This window comes from Cecembia rubra, assembly GCF_003014575.1.
Taxonomy (GTDB): Bacteria; Bacteroidota; Bacteroidia; order Cytophagales; family Cyclobacteriaceae; genus Cecembia_A; species Cecembia_A rubra.
Genome location: NZ_PYGF01000017.1, coordinates 1 through 19,740 on the forward strand (window position 1 = coordinate 1; position 19,740 = coordinate 19,740).

The following is a 19,740-nucleotide window of genomic DNA, read 5'->3' on the forward strand; positions in this document are numbered from 1 at the left end:
GGCAGCTGCTGGCCCTCAACCATCAGCGGCATAAACAATGCCGACAAAATCAAAATCCTAAAAATCCTTTCCATCTTTCTATTCGGTTTATTTGACTTGAAATCCCGACAGGTCAATTGAATTTTTTCCTGCTTAAAAATGAGGGGATATTACATCGAGTTATTTTTTGGCCTTCAGTAAAACTTCCTCATTTAATCGGTTTTTAGATTTATGTTTTACATTTTTTTCACAAGTATTTGATAATCAAATTTGTCAAATACTTAATTATGCCGTAAACATACATCTTTTTGTTTTTCATGTCAAGAAAAAGAAAGAAATATTTTGATTTATAAAGCAATTTTTTTTATTTGAAATACATTTTATTTGTTTCTAAGTTAATTTCTGCAGGTGGTTTTTTATCAAAAAATCCCAAAATTTAAAAAAATACGTGTTTTGAATAGATTGAAAGCCTATGGGAAAGGTGCAAAAAAATAAAGGAGCGTTTAGCTCCTTTTGGTTTTACTAAGTTTTTCACTTTTAACTTTTGTGAGGTATTCTTTAATCAACCTCATCTTCTGATTATCTCCCAAAATCCCTTGGGGAATAATCCTTTCCAAACTCCACTGCATAATAATTTTAATTTGGGGCGATGCAATTATAACGGGTGAAAATTGCTAATGGTTTAAATTAAGCTTTACAATTTGCTGAAACTTTTTCAGCTTTCAAAATATGTGCTTAATTTAATCATCCATAAACCCTTTAATTTTCAAACGATGCAAAAGGAAAATATAGATATAAATGCCACACTCATTGATCAGGTTTTTGAAATGCAAAAAGCACAGGCCATTAAAATGAGAATGAGCTCAGTAAATCAGCGCATAATTTTATTGAAAAAATTATTGGATTGGATAAAAAGCCATCAAGTTGATATCAGGAGAGCAATCCATGCTGATTTCAAAAAGCCATATCCTGAAATTGATATTTCGGAAATTTTTGTGGTTACCTCAGAGATCAAACATGCCATCAATCACTTGGAAGCTTGGATGAAACCCAAAAAGGTGAGCACACCTATCACCATGCTGGGAAGCAGTTCCTATATCCATTATGAACCCAAGGGGGTAAGTTTGATCATCGCTCCATGGAATTATCCCTTTAATTTGGCCTTGGGACCATTGGTCTCTGCCCTATCTGCAGGCTGTACAGCAATAATCAAACCATCTGAGATAACACCTCATACTTCGGCATTGATTAGACGATTGGTAGATGAAACTTTTGACAAATCTCAAGTCGCTGTATTTGAAGGAGAAATTGATACTGCACAGAAATTATTGGAAAAACCTTTTGACCATATTTTCTTTACCGGAAGTCCTGCAGTGGGTAAGATCATCATGAAAGCTGCAGCAGAAAATCTTTCTTCTGTCACTTTGGAATTGGGGGGCAAATCTCCCGCTATAGTCGATAAACAAGCAGACCTGACAGATGCAGCTACCAAAATCGTTTGGGGTAAATTTGTCAATTGTGGCCAGACTTGCATCGCTCCAGATTATGTTTTGGTCCACCAATCAGTCCAAATCCCATTTTTGGAAGAATTGAAGGCCCAAATCCAAAAAATGTATGATCCTTCCGAAAAAGGCATTGAAAAATCAAAAGACTATGCAAGAATTGTCAGCACCAAGCATCTCAAAAGACTAAAACATCTCATGGCAGATGCGGAATTAAAAGGTGCCCAATTGTTTTTTGGAGGATATGTGAATGAAGATGATAATTTCTTTGAACCTACTGTAATTACAAATGTGACTGATGAAATGGAAGTACTTCAAGAAGAAATTTTCGGTCCAATCTTACCAATAAAACCATATGATGATATTGAAGAAGCATTGGGTTATATCAACTCAAAGCCTAAACCGCTTGCTCTCTATGTATTTTCCAAAGACGAAAAACAAATCCAAGAAGTATTCAAAAATACATCTTCAGGGGGAGTTGTTGCCAATGACTGTGTTCTGCATTTCCTTCAAAACGAACTTCCTTTCGGGGGCGTAAACAACAGTGGAATAGGAAAAGCACATGGCCATTTTGGCTTTTTGGCCTTCAGTAATGAAAAAGCAGTATTAAAACAGCGGATTGGTTTTACGGCCTCCAAACCACTTTTCCCTCCCTATGGATTCACCTCCAAAAAAATCATCCAAAGTATACTTAAATGGTTATAACTAACCAAATACTAAAATAATGCTTCAAAAATCCTTTATTATCTTCTTCATTTCGCTTTCCATGAGCATTCAAGTCTATGCCCAACAAAGGGCCCGTGACCTCGGCATTCAAATTGGAGTTTTTCATCCAGGCCCTTTAAATAGTATCACGGATGTAAACCAAGTCACTGTTGGCCATAAAACCAAAATAATTGGAGAAGATATCCGAACAGGAGTAACAGCAATATTACCCCATGAAGGAAATTTATTTCAATTGAAAGTTCCTGCGGCAGTATTTGTTGGAAATGGTTTCGGAAAACTGGCAGGAAGTACCCAGATTGAAGAATTGGGAAATATAGAAAGTCCAATTATTTTGACCAATACTTTAGGTGTAAGTGCAGGCATACAAGGAATCATCTCTTTTATTCTTAAGCAGGATGGAAATGAGCAAGTACAGTCCGTCAATGCAATTGTTGGAGAAACAAACGATGGTTATTTGAATGATATCCGTGGAATGCATATTTCCAAAGAAGATGTGATGGAAGCGATTTTCGATGCAAAGTCAGGTATGGTTCAAGAAGGTAATGTAGGGGCTGGAACAGGAACGGTTTGCTTCGGATTTAAAGGAGGCATAGGCACGTCTTCCAGGGTTATTCCAACTGCTTTAGGCGGATATACGGTTGGAGTTTTGGTTCAGACCAATTTCGGCGGAGTACTCCAGATCAATGGTGTTCCTATTGGAGAAGAGCTAGGACAATACAGTTTCAAAAATCAATTGGAAACTGCAGACGGTTCCTGCATGATCATCATTGCCACTGATGCGCCTGTCAATGAAAGAAATTTGAAAAGAATGGCCCAAAGAGCCATGATGGGGCTTGCTAAAACCGGAGGAATTGCTTCCAATGGTTCAGGTGATTATGTGCTTGCCTTTTCCAATAATCCAAATAATCTCATACCACATGAATCGAAAAATCTTCAGTTAGAAGAAAAAAAATATCTCAGAAATGATGATATGACGGCACTTTTCCTTGCCACCATTGAAGCCACAGAAGAAGCCATCATCAATTCTCTTTTCGCTGCCCATGACATGAAAGGTAAAAATGGAAGAACAATTAATGCAATTCCCAAAGAAAAGGTTTTAGAGATTATGAAATCCTACAATAGAATTCGTTAAGATCAAAGGTCCTCCAGATTGGCCAGGTATACTTCTGCCTGATCTAAGATTTCCTTCCTTCCGTTCATCTTTTCCCAAGTACGGTACATCATACCAATCCTCGGATTCTTGGCCAATTTATCCTGATTCCTATGATAAAAATGCCAATAAAGAGTATTAAACGGACAAGCATTATCCCCTACTTTCTTTTGTTTATCATACTGGCAGGAACTACAATAATCGCTCATTTTGTCTATGTAGTTGGCTGAACATACATAGGGTTTGGTCCCTACGATTCCTCCATCCGCAAATTGGCTCATTCCACGGGTATTGGTGATTTCTACCCATTCAATGGCATCTATATAAACACCCAAATACCATTGGTCTACCTGATCGGGATCTATTCCAGCCAATAAAGCAAAATTACCTGTTACCATTAACCGTTGGATATGATGGGCATAAGCTTTTTCTAAAGACTGACCTATGGCGTGCTTCATACAGTTCATTTTGGTTCTTCCAGTCCAAAAAAAATCAGGGAGCTTCCTTTTATGTGTCAAATAGTTTAATTGAGCATATTCCGGCATTTTGGCCCAGTAAATGCCCCTCATATACTCTCTCCATCCGATTACCTGCCTGATAAACCCTTCTACTTGGGCTATATTTATTCTATCCTGATGCTCTAACCAGTATTTTTCAACTTTTTGGACTATTTCCAATGGAGAGATCATTTTGGTATTGAGTGAAAAACTCATTCGACTGTGAAAAAGAAAAGGATCACCTGTATACATGGCATCCTGGTACTTACCAAAATGGGGCAGCAAATATTGACAGAAATGCTCCAGAAGTTTCAAACTCTCTTCCCTGCTTACAGGCCATTCAAAATGCGTGGGTTCTATTTTTCCAATAGTCTTTATCCCTTCACTTTGGATCATGTGGATCAATTGAGATACGTCTTTTGCATAGGTAGGAGCGGGAAGGAGAAGTAAAGGGTCTTTCAGCTTATTCCTATTTTCCTGATCGTAATTCCATCTCCCTGTGAGAGGAGCTTCTCCATCCATCAGGATGTTGAATTTTTTTCTCATTTCCCTGTAGAAGGACTCCATTAGATAGCTCTTCTTACCATTAAAAAAATTGGCAAGATACTCCCTCTTTGTGAGAAAATGCTCTGTATCATATGCCCAGGACTGAATTCCTGATTCAATACAAAAATCACTGAGTTGCTTATCCAACCGGTATTCATCCGGAAATTGATATTCAAAAAGCTCAATATTTTCTTCAATGATGATCCTTTTGAGATTTTTTACCAAATCCTGTTGGTTGGCCAGATCATCCAACGTTATGTATAGGACTTTATGCCCTTCCTGTTTTAGAAAATCAGCAAAATTCCGCATGGCAAGGAAAAAAGCGACAATCTTTTGAATATGATGCCTCACATAATCCGTCTCTTGCCGGATCTCCATCATCAAGTACAATGTATCATCATTCTTATCCTTGAACCAACTATGATTGGAATTGAGTTGGTCACCTAAAATCAATCTTAACGTTTTGGGCATGGAAAAAGGGATTATGACATCATAATCCCTTTTACACTCCTTTGTTCAAAAAATCTAAATAAAAATAGCGTCATTTAATACTTGAAACATGGCAATATGCTTCCTTTCCTTCCTGACTGTTTTGCATCTCCTGTTAAAAATGATAATCTCATTGATACCTCATGGGCTCCTCCGGTATTGGCCTGACCCAATCTGGACAAGGTGAAGTCATAACTGTACCCTATGTCCAATCCGTTCCCTAATGAAACACCTACCAAACCAATCAAAGATTCGTTATTGGGTAAGGCATTTCCTATGTTAGGTAGGCCTCTGTACCAAATGCCAAAAACTATTGGCTGAAGGTTGACCTGGGTTCCAAGATCTAATTGATTGAAAGGGTCCTGATGCTTATAATTAAATGCCAAAACCAATTCCCTTTGGTTTTGGGTACTGTTCATATAATTTCGTACTGAGCCCCCAGAAAGGTCAAATTTCAAACCACCATGGGCAGAAATCTTCATTGGCCATCGGCTGATCTGATCATCAATAAAAGAAATATTGGGCTGTGTGATATGATGTGCTGAAAGACCCAACCAGCCAAACTCATTATTGAACAGCATACCAAAATGATAATCGAAATACCTATGTCTACTATCTAACCCCATTTGCTCACCACCAAAATCGCCTATGGCACCACTCCCCCGATCTATCTGACTTTCAAAAATAAACTGGTTCATATTGGCATCCCGTGAGAAATAGCTTGCCTGGCCTCCAAATCTCAAAAAACTGTTGAAGCCCAATTGAACCCGATAGGAATATGCCAATCCGATTTCTGTGGTACTCAGACCGGCAACTGTTTCATTCATACCATTCACTATTACCCCTATTCCAGAATTCAAGTTGAACAAATAATGGTCAAAATATGCTGAATATGCATTTAAGCTATGGTCAAGACCAGGCCATTGGTTTCTATAATTTACCCCAAAGCGGCTCATTTCCGAAGAACCAGCAAAAGCAGGATTCAGGAAGATTGGCGCTGCATAAAATTGGGAAAACTGAATATCCTGTGCTTTTCCTAAAATCACAATAGCCATAAAACAAAAATAAAAAAGCATCTTTTTCATAAGCCTAACGAATTAGGGTAACTGTACCGGTCTTTTGGACAGTTTCTCCGCTGATGGTTGAATACTTAACCTTATAGATATAATTGCCCCTAGGTAAAAGTCTACCTTTATTGGTACCATCCCAGCCACTGTTTTCCAATCCACTAGAAGCAAAAATGTGTTCGCCCCAATGGTTGAATATGTCTATTTCAAAATTTACCACTCCTTTCATTACCGGTCTAAAGACATCATTAAGACCATCACCATTTGGAGTGAAAGCATTGGGGATGGTCACCCATTCATCTGACTCCAAAACCTTAATTACCCTGCTTTGCAAAGAGGAGCAGCCATAAATATCAAATCCGCGAAGGATGACATCAAACTCTCCTGGACTCTTGAAGACATGGACAGGATCTTTGTCTGTGGTGGTGGAGCCATCTCCAAAATCCCATTCCCAGGCAATAAAATCTTCACCTATTTCACTTTCAAAAACCAAAGGCTCCAATACCTGCACTTCCGGTTCTGAAGAGAATGAAAGCTTTCTGACATTAAAGTCTATCCTTGCAGCAATGCTATTATTATCAAATGGAAAATCTACCCTGATTTTTTCTACCACAGAACATCCTGAATTATCAATCACTTCGACTTGAATTTCTCCTGGACGCTTAAATTCAATTTCATTTCTGCCAGTCTCTCCAGTTCCCCATTTGATCTTATAAGGTGCAACTCCGCCCTGAATTTGAACCCATGCAAAACCGGTAGCCTCTCCTGATTCACAGTTCATATCGACGCTGGAATGCAGTTTTGCCGTCAACTTTTGAGGTTCCTGTACTATCACCTGAGTGTTTATTTCACATCCTGATGCATCTTTCACCTTAAGTGTATAAGTACCGGCCTTTAATCCTTTCAGATTTTTTGTAGTCGACCCGTTATTCCAATTAAAAAGCAATGGAGGCTGTCCTCCCTTGACTTCAACATCTATTTCACCATCAGCCAAACCATGACAAAGGTTATGCTGTATCCTGGTTACCATCACCTCAACTGTGGATGGAGACTTAATCTCAAAAGTTCTATTGATAGTACAGCCAGCTTGATCTTTGATCATCACATCATATTTACCGGCTTCCAATCCAGCAATATCCTTTGTGGTCATTCCATTGGACCAAGAAAAAGTATATGGAGCCTTACCTCCAGTAATTTCCAATGAAATTTCCCCCTTTGAATTGTCAGCGCATGAAATTTGCTTAATGTTTTCTTTCACCTCAAAAGATGCTGCATTGGATTTAATCTCAAAAGACAGGGTAACATCACAATTGAACATATCAATGACTTTCACACTGTAGGTTCCTGGCATCAAATTTTTGGCATCCAACTCATTTTCTAATCCATGGCTCCATAAAATTTTGTAAGGCTCACCTCTCCCAAACCTGATTTTAACACTGGCACTTCCATCAGCAATTCCAGAACAGGAGGCTGCTTGGATCTCTGCCATTTCTACAATCAATGGGAATGGCGGCTGAATAACTATCCTTTCTTCGTGCCTCCTTCCTTGACTATCTGTGATAAATACCGTGTAAGTACCTGCAAAAAGATTATGCCTGTTTTGTGTCCTTTCCTGGTTATTCCAAAGAAATGAATAAGGAGGTACCCCGCCTGAAACCTCAAGAATAATATGTCCCCTATCCAAATGGTGGCATAGGGCAAGTTTTCCGGAAACCTTTACCGAAAGCTGTTCAGAAGGCTGAGCCTGATCAATCCAATCCAGGCTGTGGGATGATGGGAAGTACCCCCAAAAAGATTTAGGTGCAGACAAAGCAAATGCCTGCTGCCAATAGATCAGCATGATAATCATGCCCATTATTTTCCTAAACCCTGACATTTTTCAGATAAATGACGTTCTCTCTCAATTAATTCAGCATAATTTGCTTTTTAAATTCACGAAATTGAATTTCATGATTTAAAATTAAATTTTATGTATTTCAAACAATTCAAAATGATATTTCTTATATCACCTATATTTGTTTAATTTATAAAACAATATACCGAAAATGCAAGTGTATGGAACTTGCCTTTAAAAATGAAATACTAGTTGAAAAAGTGATATTTTTCTCAAAATTGTACAATATTCAAAATTCCATAAACCACCTGCTTTTTTTATTATCTGAAATAGGGATGGAGTCGAAAACAGGAATAAAAAAATTTTTTCCTCAATATGGATTTTTTTTAAGAATGACCCGAAAAGCCATAAAAAAAGGCCGGGGATCAATTTCTCCGGCCCAAATATTATTCGGAAATAGACTAAAGTCCGATATCAATCTGATGCTTCAGTATATCATCGAAAGTTTCCCTTTCCCTAATCAAATGGGCTTTGCCATCAAGCAAGAGTACCTCTGCAGGTCTTAGTCTAGAATTATAATTGGAAGACATGCTGAATCCATAGGCTCCTGCATTTTTAATTGCAAGAATATCGCCTTCCTGAACTTCCTTGAGTTTTCTGTCAGCTGCTATGGTGTCCGTTTCACAGATATAACCGACTACGGTATACACCCTTTCAGGACCATCCAATTTGGAGATATTGACCACCCCATGATAGGCATCATACATCATTGGCCTAATGAGGTGGTTCAGCCCGGAATCAACTCCCACGAATGTGGAAGCCGGTGTGGCTTTAATTACATTCACTTTCACCAAAAGATACCCTGATTCGGAAACGAGGAATTTTCCGGGTTCAAACCAAATTTCCAACTCAGATCCATATTCCTTGCAGAAATCCTTGAATGCTTTAGAAACCTTATTGCCCACTTCTTTGATATCAGTTGCTATATCACCTGGCTCATAGGCAACCTTGAATCCTCCACCAAAGTCCAAAAATTTGAGCCCTTTGAATTCCCTCGCTGCGTCAAAAAGTATTTCAGCTCCTTTCAGAAACACTTCAGCATCTAAAATATCAGAGCCGGTATGCACATGAAGCCCTACAACCTGCAGGTCATAAGCCTCTACCACCTTGAGTACATGCTTTAACTGCAAAATTGAAATTCCAAATTTACTATCTATGTGCCCAACCGAAATTTTGGCATTTCCCCCCGCAAGAATATGGGGATTGAGGCGGATACAAACCGGAACCTTATTGCCATAATAGGTGCCAAAATGTTCCAGCATTGGAATATTATCTATGTTGATCATCACGCCCAACTCAACTGCCTCCTGAAATTCTTCAAAGGAAACGCTATTTGGGGTATACATGATCTCATGGGGCTCAAAACCCGCATGCATACAAAGCTTCACTTCTTCTATAGAAACGGCATCTACACCAGTACCAGCCTTTTTAACCAACTTAAGTATATTGATATTTGACAATGCTTTGGTAGCATATTTGATTCTGAGCTTTACATCTGTAAATGCATTCTGTAACACTTTGACCTGGTCCAAAATTTTCTGACCATCATATACATACAATGGTGTACCATATTGCTTCGCCAGTTCTGTCAAAGCAAGCCCCTGAATCTGATACTGTTGGTTAATAATTTCCATGAATCTTTAATTTGAGCGCAAAGATAAGGATAGGCGCCCAATAAAAAAGGGAGATTTCCACCCCCCTTTTGTATTTGTAAAGTATTGCTAATTTAAGAAACCAATCATCGGGCCAAAAGTAGGGCAACAGATTTGTTCTTTCAAATTCCCAAGGCACCATGACCTGTTAAAAATTGTTAAGCCACTGAGCTTGCTATCATTATCCCCTAAATTTGTGATATGTCAAAAACCCAAATGAAATTAATCATCCTTTTGATGTCCATAGCTAGCCTTGGACTCATTGGATTCCAATACTATTGGGTTAATAATGCTTTACGCATTAATGAGGAAAATTTTGAGCAGAATGTTTATCAATCACTTTCCTCTGCGATCGAGCAATTGGAGAAGGGAGAAACCAGTGACATATTTTTATCTTACCTGGCGAAAGATACCCTTGCCCAGCAATTGCTATTTCAGAAGATTGAACCCATTGAGGTACAGGTTAGACAAAGACCGATCAATCGCAGAAGGCCTTCTTTGACAGATTCCATGATGCGGCAACCCATTCCCACAGTCAGTCAGCGGTTCAGGAGATTAGTTGAATCAAGGGGTGTGGACCCTTCCGTTCTTAATGACCTTGATAATTTCTTCACTTATCTTACTCCTCAAATTGCCTCTTCCATGTTTACTCCAGATGAAATGGAAATCCTGCTCCAGGAAAGGGAGAGGCAACTACAGTATTTCAATCAAATGGAAAGTTTCGGCAGGAACCGTTTTGGATTGGAGCAGGAATTTATTGAAGAATACAATATTCCGATAGACGCCTTGGAAAAAATCAGGTTCACCAATATTAAAATTGAGGCCATGAACCAAGCTTGGGAGGAGTTATTGGAAGGTCAGAAAGACATTTTGGAAAGGGTAGATACCACTCAGCTAAAAGCCTTGATCAAAAACCATCTAAAAGAAAGAGGTATAGAACAGGCTTTTGACCTTGCCATCCTGAATGACCAAGGAATTGTCATCCCATTGGGACCTCTAAACCAACCCGAAAAATTATTGCCAGGCATACAGGCCAAACTTTTCCCCAGTGATCTTCTGGGCAAAGAGAACCTGGTTCTCATCAATTTTCCTGATAAAAAAATATTCATCCTTCAGCAAATTTGGTTACCCCTTCTGAGCTCTATGCTCTTTATTGCCATCATAATATTTTGCTTTATTTACGCCATCAAAGTTATCATCCGTCAAAAGAACTTATCGGATACAAAGAATGACTTTATCAATAACATGACCCATGAGTTCAAAACACCTATCGCCACTGTAAGTCTTGCAGTAGAAGCGCTTCAGGATCCGGATTTTTTAAACCATGATTCCTTTAGAAACAGGTACATAGGTATCATCAAAGATGAAAACAAAAGACTTGGCCAACAGGTGGAAAAAGTCTTGCAAGCTGCGACTTTGGATAAAAAGGATTTCAAGCTCAAGTTGGAAATACTTAATATTCAGGAAATTCTTACACATGCCAGAGACCTAATTGCTTTACAAGTCGAAAATAAGGGAGGTAAAATCCAACTGGAAACTAAATTATTTGATCCTTATTTAGAAGGAGATGCTTTTCACCTGACTCATATTATCAACAACTTATTGGACAATGCCATCAAGTATTCCAAAGAAGCTCCTTATATTCGTTTGAAAGCATGGGATGAAAACGATCATATTCTCATCTCAGTTACAGATTCTGGAATAGGTATGTCCAAGGAAGCTGTAAAGAAAATATTTGATAAATTTTACAGGGTTCCTACCGGAAACCTTCACGATGTAAAAGGATTCGGATTAGGTCTGGCTTATGTGAAAACCATGTTGGAAGCCCACCATGGTGAAATCCAAGTAAAAAGTGAGCCGGGAAAAGGAAGTATGTTTACTTTAAAATTACCCAAAAAACAATGAGCAAAGCAAAGCTTTTAGTAGTAGAAGACGATCCCAACCTAGGTGACATATTGCAGGAATACCTGAATATGAAAGGTTATGAAACCACACTTTGTAGGGATGGGGAAGAAGGTTGGTCAAAATTCAAAAAGGACAAATTTGCACTGGCAATTTTAGATATCATGATGCCGAAAAAGGATGGCTTTACGCTGGGCAAAGAAATCAAAAAAGTCCAGGAGGACCTTCCCATCATTTACCTTACCGCCAAAAACCTAAAAGAAGATATCATTGAAGGCTTGAAAATCGGTGCAGATGATTACATCACCAAGCCTTTCAGTATGGAAGAATTATTACTGAGAATAGCTGCCATTTTGAGAAGGACGCAAAAAAGTGGAGAAACCCAATCTCTCAAGATTTACCAATTCGGGGATTTTGAACTTCACTATGATGAACAATATATCAAAAGTCCCTCCGGTGACCACAAACTCACTTCCAAAGAAAATGAGTTGCTGAGGCTTTTGGCCTCAGAAACAAACAAATTGGTCAACAGAAGCCATGCTTTGAAGCAGATTTGGGGGGATGACTCCTATTTTAACGCAAGAAGTATGGATGTTTACCTCAGCAAAATCCGGAAGATCTTAAAAGAAGATCCAAAAGTCCAAATCATTACGGTCCATGGAGAAGGCTTCAAATTAATCGTATCAGAATGATCTTTAGGAATAATATAGCAATCCAATTGTACTCAGGGCTTTTGCTTCTAAGCATTGGCCTTTTTTCATGCCAGGAAAAAAAGGGAGAGCAAACAACTTCGATTAACCAGCCAATTCCTGGGCCTTTAATTCAAGCCGGAGAAAGTAATGCATTTCTACCGTATTTAACAAACCATAATGGGAAGACATACATTTCCTGGGTAGAACAATCGGAAAATACCAATCGCTTATTTTATGGCCAACTGGATCAGAACGAAGTCCAGTCCATCCAATTGATTACTGAAGGAAATGACTGGTTTGTCAATTGGGCGGATTATCCCCAAATACAATTTTTTCAAGACGGAAGCATAGTTGCATTTTTTTTGAAAAAGAGCGGACCAGGTACTTTTTCTTATGATATCATGGTCACTTTATCCAATAATGGAAAAGACTGGACATTGCCCAAAAAGCTTCATGATGATGGCACACAAACTGAACATGGATTTGTTTCAATGAGCCCCTGGGGAGAAAATATGCTTATCACCTGGCTGGACGGAAGGAATACTGGTGGAGGGCATAATCATGACCATGGACATCATGGTCAAATGACATTAAGGGCTGCTGTCATGAATTCCAATGGAGAAAAGCTGGAAGAATGGTTATTGGATGACAGGGTATGTGATTGCTGCCAGACCGGATCTACAATAAGCAGTTCAGGACCCGCTGTAGTTTTCCGTGATAGGTCAGAAACGGAAATCAGGGATATAGGAATCATCAATTGGGAAGGCAGCCAATGGAAGGAAACAAAAATCATCCATATGGACTTATGGGAAATACCTGCTTGCCCAGTTAATGGGCCAAGGATTGCATCTTTTGGAAAAGACCTTGCGATTGCATGGTATACTGCTGCACAGGATAGGCCAGAGGTGAAAGTGGTTTTTTCTGAAGATAATGGAAATTCATTTGGAATACCCATCAGAGTTGGTTTAGGAAAGACATTAGGAAGAGTTGATCTGGAAATAATTGATAATCAACATGCTTTTATCACATGGATGGAGGAAGGTAAAATCTTGGGACGCAGAGTCAATAAGAATGGTAAGCTTGGCAGCCCAATAGAAATTGCAAAAAGTTCAGAAAAAAGATCCAGTGGTTTTCCCCAGATGACGAACACAGATGGACAAATTTGGTTAGCATGGACTGATGATTCTCAAGATCTGAAAAAAATACAAACAGCAAGCTTAAAATTAGATGAAGTTATTTCAGACTAACTTGCTGCATTTGAAATTCAACCGAAACGACCCCTAATAACTCCATCATTTTCGATTTGAGATCATTGATTCTTGGAGACGGATAAAGATAGGCTGCTTTGATCAATTGTTTATAGGCATTCTGATACTCCTTATCATCAAATTTTTTGATGGCATCATTGTAATACTGAAGGCCCGCCAATTCCTTTAATCCTATGTAATTGAGGTACATTTTTGAAGAATGAGGGGATTCATTCAATTTTCCAAGGCTTAAAGTAGAAATGCCTTGGTCGGATTTGTTCCCGTTTGGTAAAAACTGGCGCTCAAATTTCATAATCTGTTTTGCCCCGGTAATAAGCCCATTCTTAGGAAATGTACTTTCTATAATAAAGGGCATTTTATCTAATAGTCCTTTAATATAGACATGTTCGTCTGTCTCAACAATATCATATGGAATTTGATAACGGTCCAGAACTAATGCAAATAATCCTGTTCCAGTGACGCAGTCATAAACCCCATCAGTCAATGTATTTGAAAAATTAGCATGCTTGGCATAATCCTTTAGCATCAACTGATGGGTAGTAAAAAACAATTCGTACAGCATGCGAACATCTCCAACCTCTCTTTTCATTTTTTGATCCAAAACTTTGGTCAATTCTTCCCAATTTTTTGTCACCCTGACATCTTCAAGAATATTTACAGCCTGAAGTAAAAAAAATGGATCATCCTGATTTTCCATTAAAATCAACTTTTCCTTTGGATCTGAAAAAAGGTTGAGTTGGTAATAGGCAAAACTGTCCTGAGACTTTACCTGAAAGCCTACTAGCCAAGTTGCAATCGCTATCAACAGTACCTTTTTCAATGTGGAATTAACACGTCAGGAAATATTCGCTTAACCCAAAGTTAACAATTATTTAACATTGCAAAAATGAAACACAATTTTTGTTAACATTAGCTTAACAACACAGATTCAAAAATTCAATTCACAAAAAAGTCAAACCTATGCCCTCATTTTTTGAGGAACATTGGCATTAAATAGTATTCACTGCTGTTCTCCTCAACACTGGTTTATTGATGATGATACGGTTCATTTCTTAATATGGTATAAGCCCTATAGAGCTGCTCAATAAAAAATATACGAACCATCTGATGGGAAAAAGTCATTTTTGAAAGTGAAAGCATGCCATTGGCACGCTGGTAGACTGCATTGGAAAAGCCATATGGGCCCCCAATCACAAAGATCAATTGCCGTAGTCCTGAGTTCATTTTCTTTTGTAATAATTGCGAAAATTCCACCGAACTGAACTGCTTCCCAATTTCATCCAAAAGAATAAGTTCATCAGAAATTTGCACCTTTTTCAAAATCATCTCCCCCTCCTTTTCCTTTTGAACAGATTCGCTCAGGCTTTTGGAATTCTTGATATCCGGCAAGATTTCCAAGTCAAATTTGACATAAAAGCCCAGTCGCTTCACATATTCCTCAACTAGCTGCTGAATGGAAGCCTGATCAGTTTTTCCTACGGCCAACAATTTGATCTGCATGATTCAAAAATACGCTGTTATTATGAATTCCTGTTAACAAATCTATTAAGCAAACCTACCGTTCATCAATTTTTCAAAATCAAACTGGACCTATCTGTGTATCAATCTTAAGTTAAAAGACACCAATGACAATTCTGCAGAATAAGTTAAAAATTTGAAAAACAATGCCTTACAAATTAGTCTTTAAGATTGTGAACATAACCTTAACTATTATAACCATGAGAAAACTACTTATTTTTGCAGTCTTGGTTGCATTTTTTGTGACCTCTGCATTTCAAGTTAATCCAAAACATGCTTCAATTCTGGAAAATGACATTGTGGATTTAGCAGTACAAACTGATATTTTATCCACCCTAGTAGCCGCAGTAAAGGCAGGAGACTTGGTGGATGTTCTGAAAGGCGACGGCCCTTTTACTGTATTTGCACCCACAAATGAGGCCTTTGCCAAGCTACCTGCAGGCACAGTTGAAAACCTGCTCAAGCCTGAAAACAAAGCACAATTAGTGGCAGTTTTGACTTACCATGTAGTTCCTGGAAAAGTCTATTCCAAAGACCTCAAGGACGGTATGAAAGCCAAAACTGCACAAGGTGGAGAGCTGACCATTTCTCTCAAAAATGGAAAAGCTATGGTAAATAATGCTACAGTAGCTGCAGTTGACATTGAAGCTTCCAATGGAGTAGTACATGTCATTGATACGGTTATCCTACCGCCAATGTGAAAAGCCCATAAACAGAAAAGCCTGCCGAAATTGGCAGGCTTTTTTTATTTGATCAGCTCTTTCCTCTTCAGAATTGTTTCCAAAAATTTCTTCTCATTATCTGAGTTGAAAATTTTATAAGGTAGATGAATGAACTGTGCCTTTGACATGGTCAGGATAAACGCATCTTTTGTCATTTCTGCTCTCTTGATCATGTCCCATTTTATGGGCATTCCCTGCTTGGTATTCAATTTCATCAGGATCTGCCTGCTGTCTATTTCATAGGACATTTTTTCAAATATCACTTTATTCTGTTCCATTTGGGTAACTCCGGCAAATTGGATCAGCCAAAACACCCAGTACAAAACATAAGCCAATAGTGCCATACTGATCCACCACCAAGATGCAATCCAAAAATATCCACAACCAATGGCAATAGCGATAAGAGCTACCCACCATTGTTCTTTCAGAATATTGAATAGTCCTAACTTAATGTATGTTCCAGTCTCTAATTGATATTTTTTAGTCTTTACTATCATCACATAAAATTTTCAGAGCGCAAATATCCTATTATATCCACTATTTCACAAATAAGAGCAGCATGCTAAAAAAAATTTCTGACAATATTTCAATCAAAATGGTATGTTTGAGAGTTAATTCATTGACTTCTAAGCTCAAATGTCTTAACTTAAGGAGAAAAATCAATCTTATGAGTAGCCTGGTTATTGATTTGGTATTGTGCGGTTTCGCCTATGTGGTGCTGATATACTTTGTGGCTACCTTGACGAAATCAAAAATTTCCCGTAAAGACAGCAATAATGATGACGGGGATGGTGGAATCGAAGATTTATCCCCACCAAAAATAGATCTTCCACCTGGTGTCATTTGGCCCTCTGATGTTCCAAAAAACAAAAAAACAGTTGAGCCTTTAGAACTTTAACTGCATTTATTACAGATCCCTGTCACCAGTAAATTCACCTCTTTCCCCAAAAATCCATCTGGAAGTTTAACTTTTGGCAGACTGATTTCATCTATACATATCGTCCTGCCGCATTTTTCACATTTAAAATGAACATGTTCATGATCGTGGGAATGATGTCCGTCATGGCCATGTGCACAAAGGGCATATTTAGTAGCACCACTGTCATCCAACACCTTATGGATAAGATCCGTTTCAAGAAAGGTCTTTAAAGTTCTATAGATGGTAACCCTATCAAAAGATTCTTTTAAAATGTCCTCAAGATCGGAATGAGAGAGGGCTGATTTCTTGTACAAGAAGGTCTTCAAAACTTCTTTTCTACAGCTTGTGATCCGCAATTTGTGCTCCTGTAGGATTTTTGTCGGGCTTTTGGCCATAAATTCAATATTACTCTTCAGCGTAAAAATAAATATATTTTCCTGAATGAAAAGGGATTATAAAAATTGGGTGTAATAGGAGTTAAATAGAAAGGCCCCTTGATTTTGGTAAATCCCCATTTCATGAAAAAAAGGAATTTACGTAAATAAAGGGGCCTCAATCTCAATTAATTATTTGGGATCAAGAATGGTTTTGATTCTTTCCAAAACATCTTCTAAATGGGCTCTAGACATCCTATCTGCTGCATTGGGAAGTGCTGCAGTAACCTGCCTTTGCAGGGTCCTCAACTCTGCCCTGGCCATAGGTCGAATATCAGACTGGGAAGCATTGATCTGAGGGCCTACCCTTGACCTGAACTGGGCAGGTACCATGGGCTCATTACCAGTCAGCAGCAATTCCAACCTTTCGATATGGGCACGTTGTAAACTTCTCCTATGCACATCAATTCTTTTACCGCTGGACAATTCTGACCATATTCCTCCGCGCAGGTCATCAAACAATTCTGCCATACTGTAGGCACTCCTACCATTAAGAACTTCATTTTCAATCATTCTTCCTAACCTTCCCCATTCCAATATGCCATTTAAGGTAGTTACCTGGACACTACGTATTCTTTCCAAATGGCCAAAATCCCCAATTCTGGAAAGAATGGTTTCATCCATCAACCAGGAAGGAGTAGCAAATAGCTCTTTATTCAGGAACTGCACAGCCCTTTTCTGGGTCGCTTTGTCCACATGAATATAGACAGGGTCACCTTGACCGGCAGACTTATACATTTCATATACACCACCCACATTGGTTCTTACATGGCCCATGTAGCGGTTGTATTGTCCGATTACCTGTCCGTACATCTCATTCAGGTCACTGTAATCCTTGTATGGTTTATCCTCTTCTGCAGTCCAGGCCATCAGATTTGGTAGAATGACTTTTAGGTTTTTGATACCATAATCAGAAGCTTTCATTGCATCATCACCCAAATCTTCACTCTGTGAACTTGGATCAAATGGATTGCCCTGCCTTCCAAATCTGTAAATAGGATCATCCTGTTTGGCCAAGATCCACTCATCAAGTATTGGCTGCTCCTCCTCTGGAGTTTTAGCTTCCAAAATTGGCCTATAACCCCACATGACAGAGTATTTGTCATAAGGACCAACATTTGGCATCAGGGAGACATCCTTGTCGCCAGGCTGCGCAATATAATTGAACCTGGCATAATCCATGATTGATGGTGCTGTGCCAAACTCTCTGGTAAAAGTCGCTGAACGTAAAGAATCAACTGGATAGGCATGGGATGAAGCAAAATTATGTGGCAAGCCCAAAGTATGACCAACCTCATGGGCTGATACAAATCGTATCAATCTTCCCATCACTTCTTCTCTGAATTTCACCCCTCTTGCTTCAGGATTTACCGCTGCAGTTTGGATGAAGAACCAGTTGCGCAATAAATTCATTACATTATGATACCAGCCAATATCTGACTCGATAATTTCTCCTGATCTTGGATCTGATACATGCGGACCATAAGCATTTTGGATATCTGAAGCAAAATACCTAATAACCGAATACCTAGCGTCTTCAGGACTCCAATCAGGATCTTCTTCCTTGCTTGGAGGATCTTTTGCCAAAATCGCATTTTTGAATCCTGCTTCCTCAAATGCTGCATTCCAATCTTCTACTCCTTGCTTCAGATAAGGCCTCCATTTTTCAGGAGTAGCGGGGTCGATATAGAATACAATAGGTTTTTTAGGCTCAACCAATTCTCCTTTCCTGAACTTTTCATAATCCTCCTCTTTGACCTCAAGTCTCCACCGGTTGAGGTAAGTCCTTTGAGTTGCCTTTTGCTCGTCCAAACCATAATCTATTACTGAACGGGTAAACCACCCTACCCTTCTATCTGCCAGACGTTGCATCATCGGTTCTTTCGGAAGCAAGACCATTGATGAGTTCATCTCTACTGTAATCAAACCTGTGCTACCGTTTGAAGGTGGTTCAGTGGCAGCATAAGTCATCACATACCTTGCCTCAATATTAATTGGATATGGGCTGATTCTTTCAATGTAAGAGCGCTCATTATCCAACCTTGTGACCTTAAATTCTGTCCTGCGGTTTCTTGGCAAACCCAATGCCTGAACATCTTTGTTAAATAGATCTGTGACTTCGATAACCGCTCCATTGCCATCTTTGGATTTGGATTTAATATCAAATTTCTGAAGGATTGGCTCCAAGTTTGAGCTTCTTACGGCAGTGAAAATTGGAAGAGAATCCGCGGCTGTATTGCTGTAAGAGACAACTTTCAGAAGGATATTGTCTCCATTTTTGTCCCACCTTACCAATAGGGTGTTGGTTCTTTCTCCCCCGTATCCGATTCCATCAGCAGTTTTTGCGATTGTAGTTACAATCAACATTTCCCTGCCCATCAATGAATCAGGGATTTCATAGTAATATTTCCCTTCTATCTCATGGACTTTAAATAGCCCCTCTTTGGATTTGGCCTTAGCAGTAATAACTTCTTCATAGGGTTTTATCCCATTCCTTGCAGGTGCTGGCCTAGAAGCTGGCGGTGTAACCGTGGCTGGTGCAGCATTCTGGCTAGGAGTATCTTTTTTCTTTTTTTTCTGTGCAAAGGCATCCTCAGACAAAATTGAAATGCCCATCAACAGTAAAAAAAGTACTCCCGTTTTTAATCTCATTTGGGTAAACTTCTTCATGTTTTATTAGTTGACTTGAAAATTAACTTTTGAAAATAACCAGTTGAATGAGCTTATTCTTAATTTAATCAGTGGAAATTTGATAAGCGGTATATCCTACAAATAAAAGGCTG

The 19,740-nt window shown here is 38.8% G+C and carries 16 protein-coding genes; 7 read left to right on the plus strand and 9 right to left on the minus strand.

Annotated features, from left to right (window positions below):
- The first annotated feature begins 752 nt into the window (after positions 1-752).
- Complete coding sequence (locus tag CLV48_RS19120) at positions 753-2,186, plus strand: aldehyde dehydrogenase family protein (RefSeq protein WP_106568905.1); 1,434 nt, start codon at positions 753-755, stop codon at positions 2,184-2,186.
- A gap of 19 nt (positions 2,187-2,205) precedes the next feature.
- The gene (locus CLV48_RS19125) at positions 2,206-3,339 is read left to right on the plus strand and encodes a DmpA family aminopeptidase (protein WP_106568906.1); all 1,134 of its coding nucleotides are present in this window, start codon (positions 2,206-2,208) and stop codon (positions 3,337-3,339) included.
- Positions 3,340-3,341: 2 nt separating this feature from the next.
- Here the strand turns inward: CLV48_RS19125 and CLV48_RS19130 are convergent, their stop codons facing one another.
- The 4 genes from CLV48_RS19130 to lysA all read right to left on the minus strand — a co-directional run bounded on the left by CLV48_RS19130 (position 3,342) and on the right by lysA (position 9,484).
- Positions 3,342-4,871, minus strand: coding sequence for a cryptochrome/photolyase family protein (locus CLV48_RS19130; RefSeq protein ID WP_106568907.1), 1,530 nt, complete (start codon positions 4,869-4,871; stop codon positions 3,342-3,344).
- Positions 4,872-4,945: 74 nt separating this feature from the next.
- Entirely contained in the window at positions 4,946-5,974 is a 1,029-nt protein-coding gene (locus CLV48_RS19135; protein ID WP_106568908.1) for a PorP/SprF family type IX secretion system membrane protein, read from the minus strand.
- Between the two features lie 4 nt (positions 5,975-5,978).
- Positions 5,979-7,811, minus strand: a complete 1,833-nt coding sequence (locus CLV48_RS19140) for a T9SS type B sorting domain-containing protein (RefSeq protein ID WP_245889618.1) — start codon at positions 7,809-7,811, stop codon at positions 5,979-5,981.
- Between the two features lie 440 nt (positions 7,812-8,251).
- Complete coding sequence (lysA, locus tag CLV48_RS19150; protein ID WP_106568911.1) at positions 8,252-9,484, minus strand: diaminopimelate decarboxylase; 1,233 nt, start codon at positions 9,482-9,484, stop codon at positions 8,252-8,254.
- Between the two features lie 234 nt (positions 9,485-9,718).
- Between lysA and CLV48_RS19155 the strand changes: the two genes are divergently transcribed.
- From CLV48_RS19155 to CLV48_RS19165, 3 genes are read left to right on the plus strand one after another with little or no spacing between them, the layout of a single operon-like run.
- Entirely contained in the window at positions 9,719-11,407 is a 1,689-nt protein-coding gene (locus tag CLV48_RS19155) for a sensor histidine kinase (protein WP_106568967.1), read from the plus strand.
- Positions 11,404-12,096: a response regulator transcription factor gene (locus CLV48_RS19160; RefSeq protein WP_106568912.1), complete on the plus strand. Its 693-nt coding sequence runs from the start codon at positions 11,404-11,406 to the stop codon at positions 12,094-12,096. The genes CLV48_RS19155 and CLV48_RS19160 overlap by 4 nt, the downstream gene beginning before the upstream one ends.
- Positions 12,093-13,343 carry a hypothetical protein gene (locus CLV48_RS19165; RefSeq protein ID WP_106568913.1) on the plus strand — a complete coding sequence of 417 codons (1,251 nt, stop codon included), beginning with the start codon at positions 12,093-12,095 and terminating at the stop codon, positions 13,341-13,343. The genes CLV48_RS19160 and CLV48_RS19165 overlap by 4 nt, the downstream gene beginning before the upstream one ends.
- On the opposite strand, the gene CLV48_RS19170 is transcribed toward CLV48_RS19165, so the two are convergent.
- Positions 13,330-14,184 (minus strand): hypothetical protein, encoded by an 855-nt coding sequence (locus CLV48_RS19170; protein WP_106568914.1) that lies wholly within the window; start codon positions 14,182-14,184, stop codon positions 13,330-13,332. The genes CLV48_RS19165 and CLV48_RS19170 overlap by 14 nt on opposite strands.
- Positions 14,185-14,390: 206 nt before the next feature.
- Positions 14,391-14,864 (minus strand): 23S rRNA (pseudouridine(1915)-N(3))-methyltransferase RlmH, encoded by a 474-nt coding sequence (gene rlmH, locus CLV48_RS19175; RefSeq protein WP_106568915.1) that lies wholly within the window; start codon positions 14,862-14,864, stop codon positions 14,391-14,393.
- Positions 14,865-15,082: 218 nt separating this feature from the next.
- Between rlmH and CLV48_RS19180 the strand changes: the two genes are divergently transcribed.
- Positions 15,083-15,583, plus strand: a complete 501-nt coding sequence (locus CLV48_RS19180) for a fasciclin domain-containing protein (protein ID WP_106568916.1) — start codon at positions 15,083-15,085, stop codon at positions 15,581-15,583.
- Positions 15,584-15,627: 44 nt separating this feature from the next.
- Here the strand turns inward: CLV48_RS19180 and CLV48_RS19185 are convergent, their stop codons facing one another.
- Positions 15,628-16,101, minus strand: coding sequence for a YcxB family protein (locus CLV48_RS19185; RefSeq protein ID WP_106568917.1), 474 nt, complete (start codon positions 16,099-16,101; stop codon positions 15,628-15,630).
- A gap of 170 nt (positions 16,102-16,271) precedes the next feature.
- On the opposite strand from CLV48_RS19185, the gene CLV48_RS19190 reads away from it, so the two are divergent.
- Positions 16,272-16,502, plus strand: coding sequence for a hypothetical protein (locus CLV48_RS19190; RefSeq protein ID WP_106568968.1), 231 nt, complete (start codon positions 16,272-16,274; stop codon positions 16,500-16,502).
- Here the strand turns inward: CLV48_RS19190 and CLV48_RS19195 are convergent.
- Positions 16,499-16,918 (minus strand): Fur family transcriptional regulator, encoded by a 420-nt coding sequence (locus CLV48_RS19195; RefSeq protein ID WP_106568918.1) that lies wholly within the window; start codon positions 16,916-16,918, stop codon positions 16,499-16,501. The two genes, CLV48_RS19190 and CLV48_RS19195, sit on opposite strands and share 4 nt — an antisense overlap.
- A 171-nt stretch (positions 16,919-17,089) precedes the next feature.
- The gene (locus CLV48_RS19200; RefSeq protein WP_106568919.1) at positions 17,090-19,627 is read right to left on the minus strand and encodes a zinc-dependent metalloprotease; all 2,538 of its coding nucleotides are present in this window, start codon (positions 19,625-19,627) and stop codon (positions 17,090-17,092) included.
- Between the last annotated feature and the right edge of the window lie 113 nt (positions 19,628-19,740).

What these genes read in the sequence shown, in the direction of transcription:
- CLV48_RS19190 (WP_106568968.1), top strand. Translation starts at nt 16,272, where the DNA reads ATGAGTAGCCTGGTTATTGATTTGGTATTGTGCGGTTTCGCCTATGTG.
- CLV48_RS19200 (WP_106568919.1), bottom strand. Translation starts at nt 19,627, where the DNA reads ATGAAGAAGTTTACCCAAATGAGATTAAAAACGGGAGTACTTTTTTTA.
- CLV48_RS19120 (WP_106568905.1), top strand. Translation starts at nt 753, where the DNA reads ATGCAAAAGGAAAATATAGATATAAATGCCACACTCATTGATCAGGTT.
- CLV48_RS19155 (WP_106568967.1), top strand. Translation starts at nt 9,719, where the DNA reads ATGAAATTAATCATCCTTTTGATGTCCATAGCTAGCCTTGGACTCATT.
- CLV48_RS19135 (WP_106568908.1), bottom strand. Translation starts at nt 5,974, where the DNA reads ATGAAAAAGATGCTTTTTTATTTTTGTTTTATGGCTATTGTGATTTTA.
- rlmH (WP_106568915.1), bottom strand. Translation starts at nt 14,864, where the DNA reads ATGCAGATCAAATTGTTGGCCGTAGGAAAAACTGATCAGGCTTCCATT.
- CLV48_RS19185 (WP_106568917.1), bottom strand. Translation starts at nt 16,101, where the DNA reads ATGATAGTAAAGACTAAAAAATATCAATTAGAGACTGGAACATACATT.
- CLV48_RS19125 (WP_106568906.1), top strand. Translation starts at nt 2,206, where the DNA reads ATGCTTCAAAAATCCTTTATTATCTTCTTCATTTCGCTTTCCATGAGC.
- CLV48_RS19180 (WP_106568916.1), top strand. Translation starts at nt 15,083, where the DNA reads ATGAGAAAACTACTTATTTTTGCAGTCTTGGTTGCATTTTTTGTGACC.
- CLV48_RS19130 (WP_106568907.1), bottom strand. Translation starts at nt 4,871, where the DNA reads ATGCCCAAAACGTTAAGATTGATTTTAGGTGACCAACTCAATTCCAAT.
- lysA (WP_106568911.1), bottom strand. Translation starts at nt 9,484, where the DNA reads ATGGAAATTATTAACCAACAGTATCAGATTCAGGGGCTTGCTTTGACA.
- CLV48_RS19140 (WP_245889618.1), bottom strand. Translation starts at nt 7,811, where the DNA reads ATGGGCATGATTATCATGCTGATCTATTGGCAGCAGGCATTTGCTTTG.
- CLV48_RS19165 (WP_106568913.1), top strand. Translation starts at nt 12,093, where the DNA reads ATGATCTTTAGGAATAATATAGCAATCCAATTGTACTCAGGGCTTTTG.
- CLV48_RS19160 (WP_106568912.1), top strand. Translation starts at nt 11,404, where the DNA reads ATGAGCAAAGCAAAGCTTTTAGTAGTAGAAGACGATCCCAACCTAGGT.
- CLV48_RS19195 (WP_106568918.1), bottom strand. Translation starts at nt 16,918, where the DNA reads ATGGCCAAAAGCCCGACAAAAATCCTACAGGAGCACAAATTGCGGATC.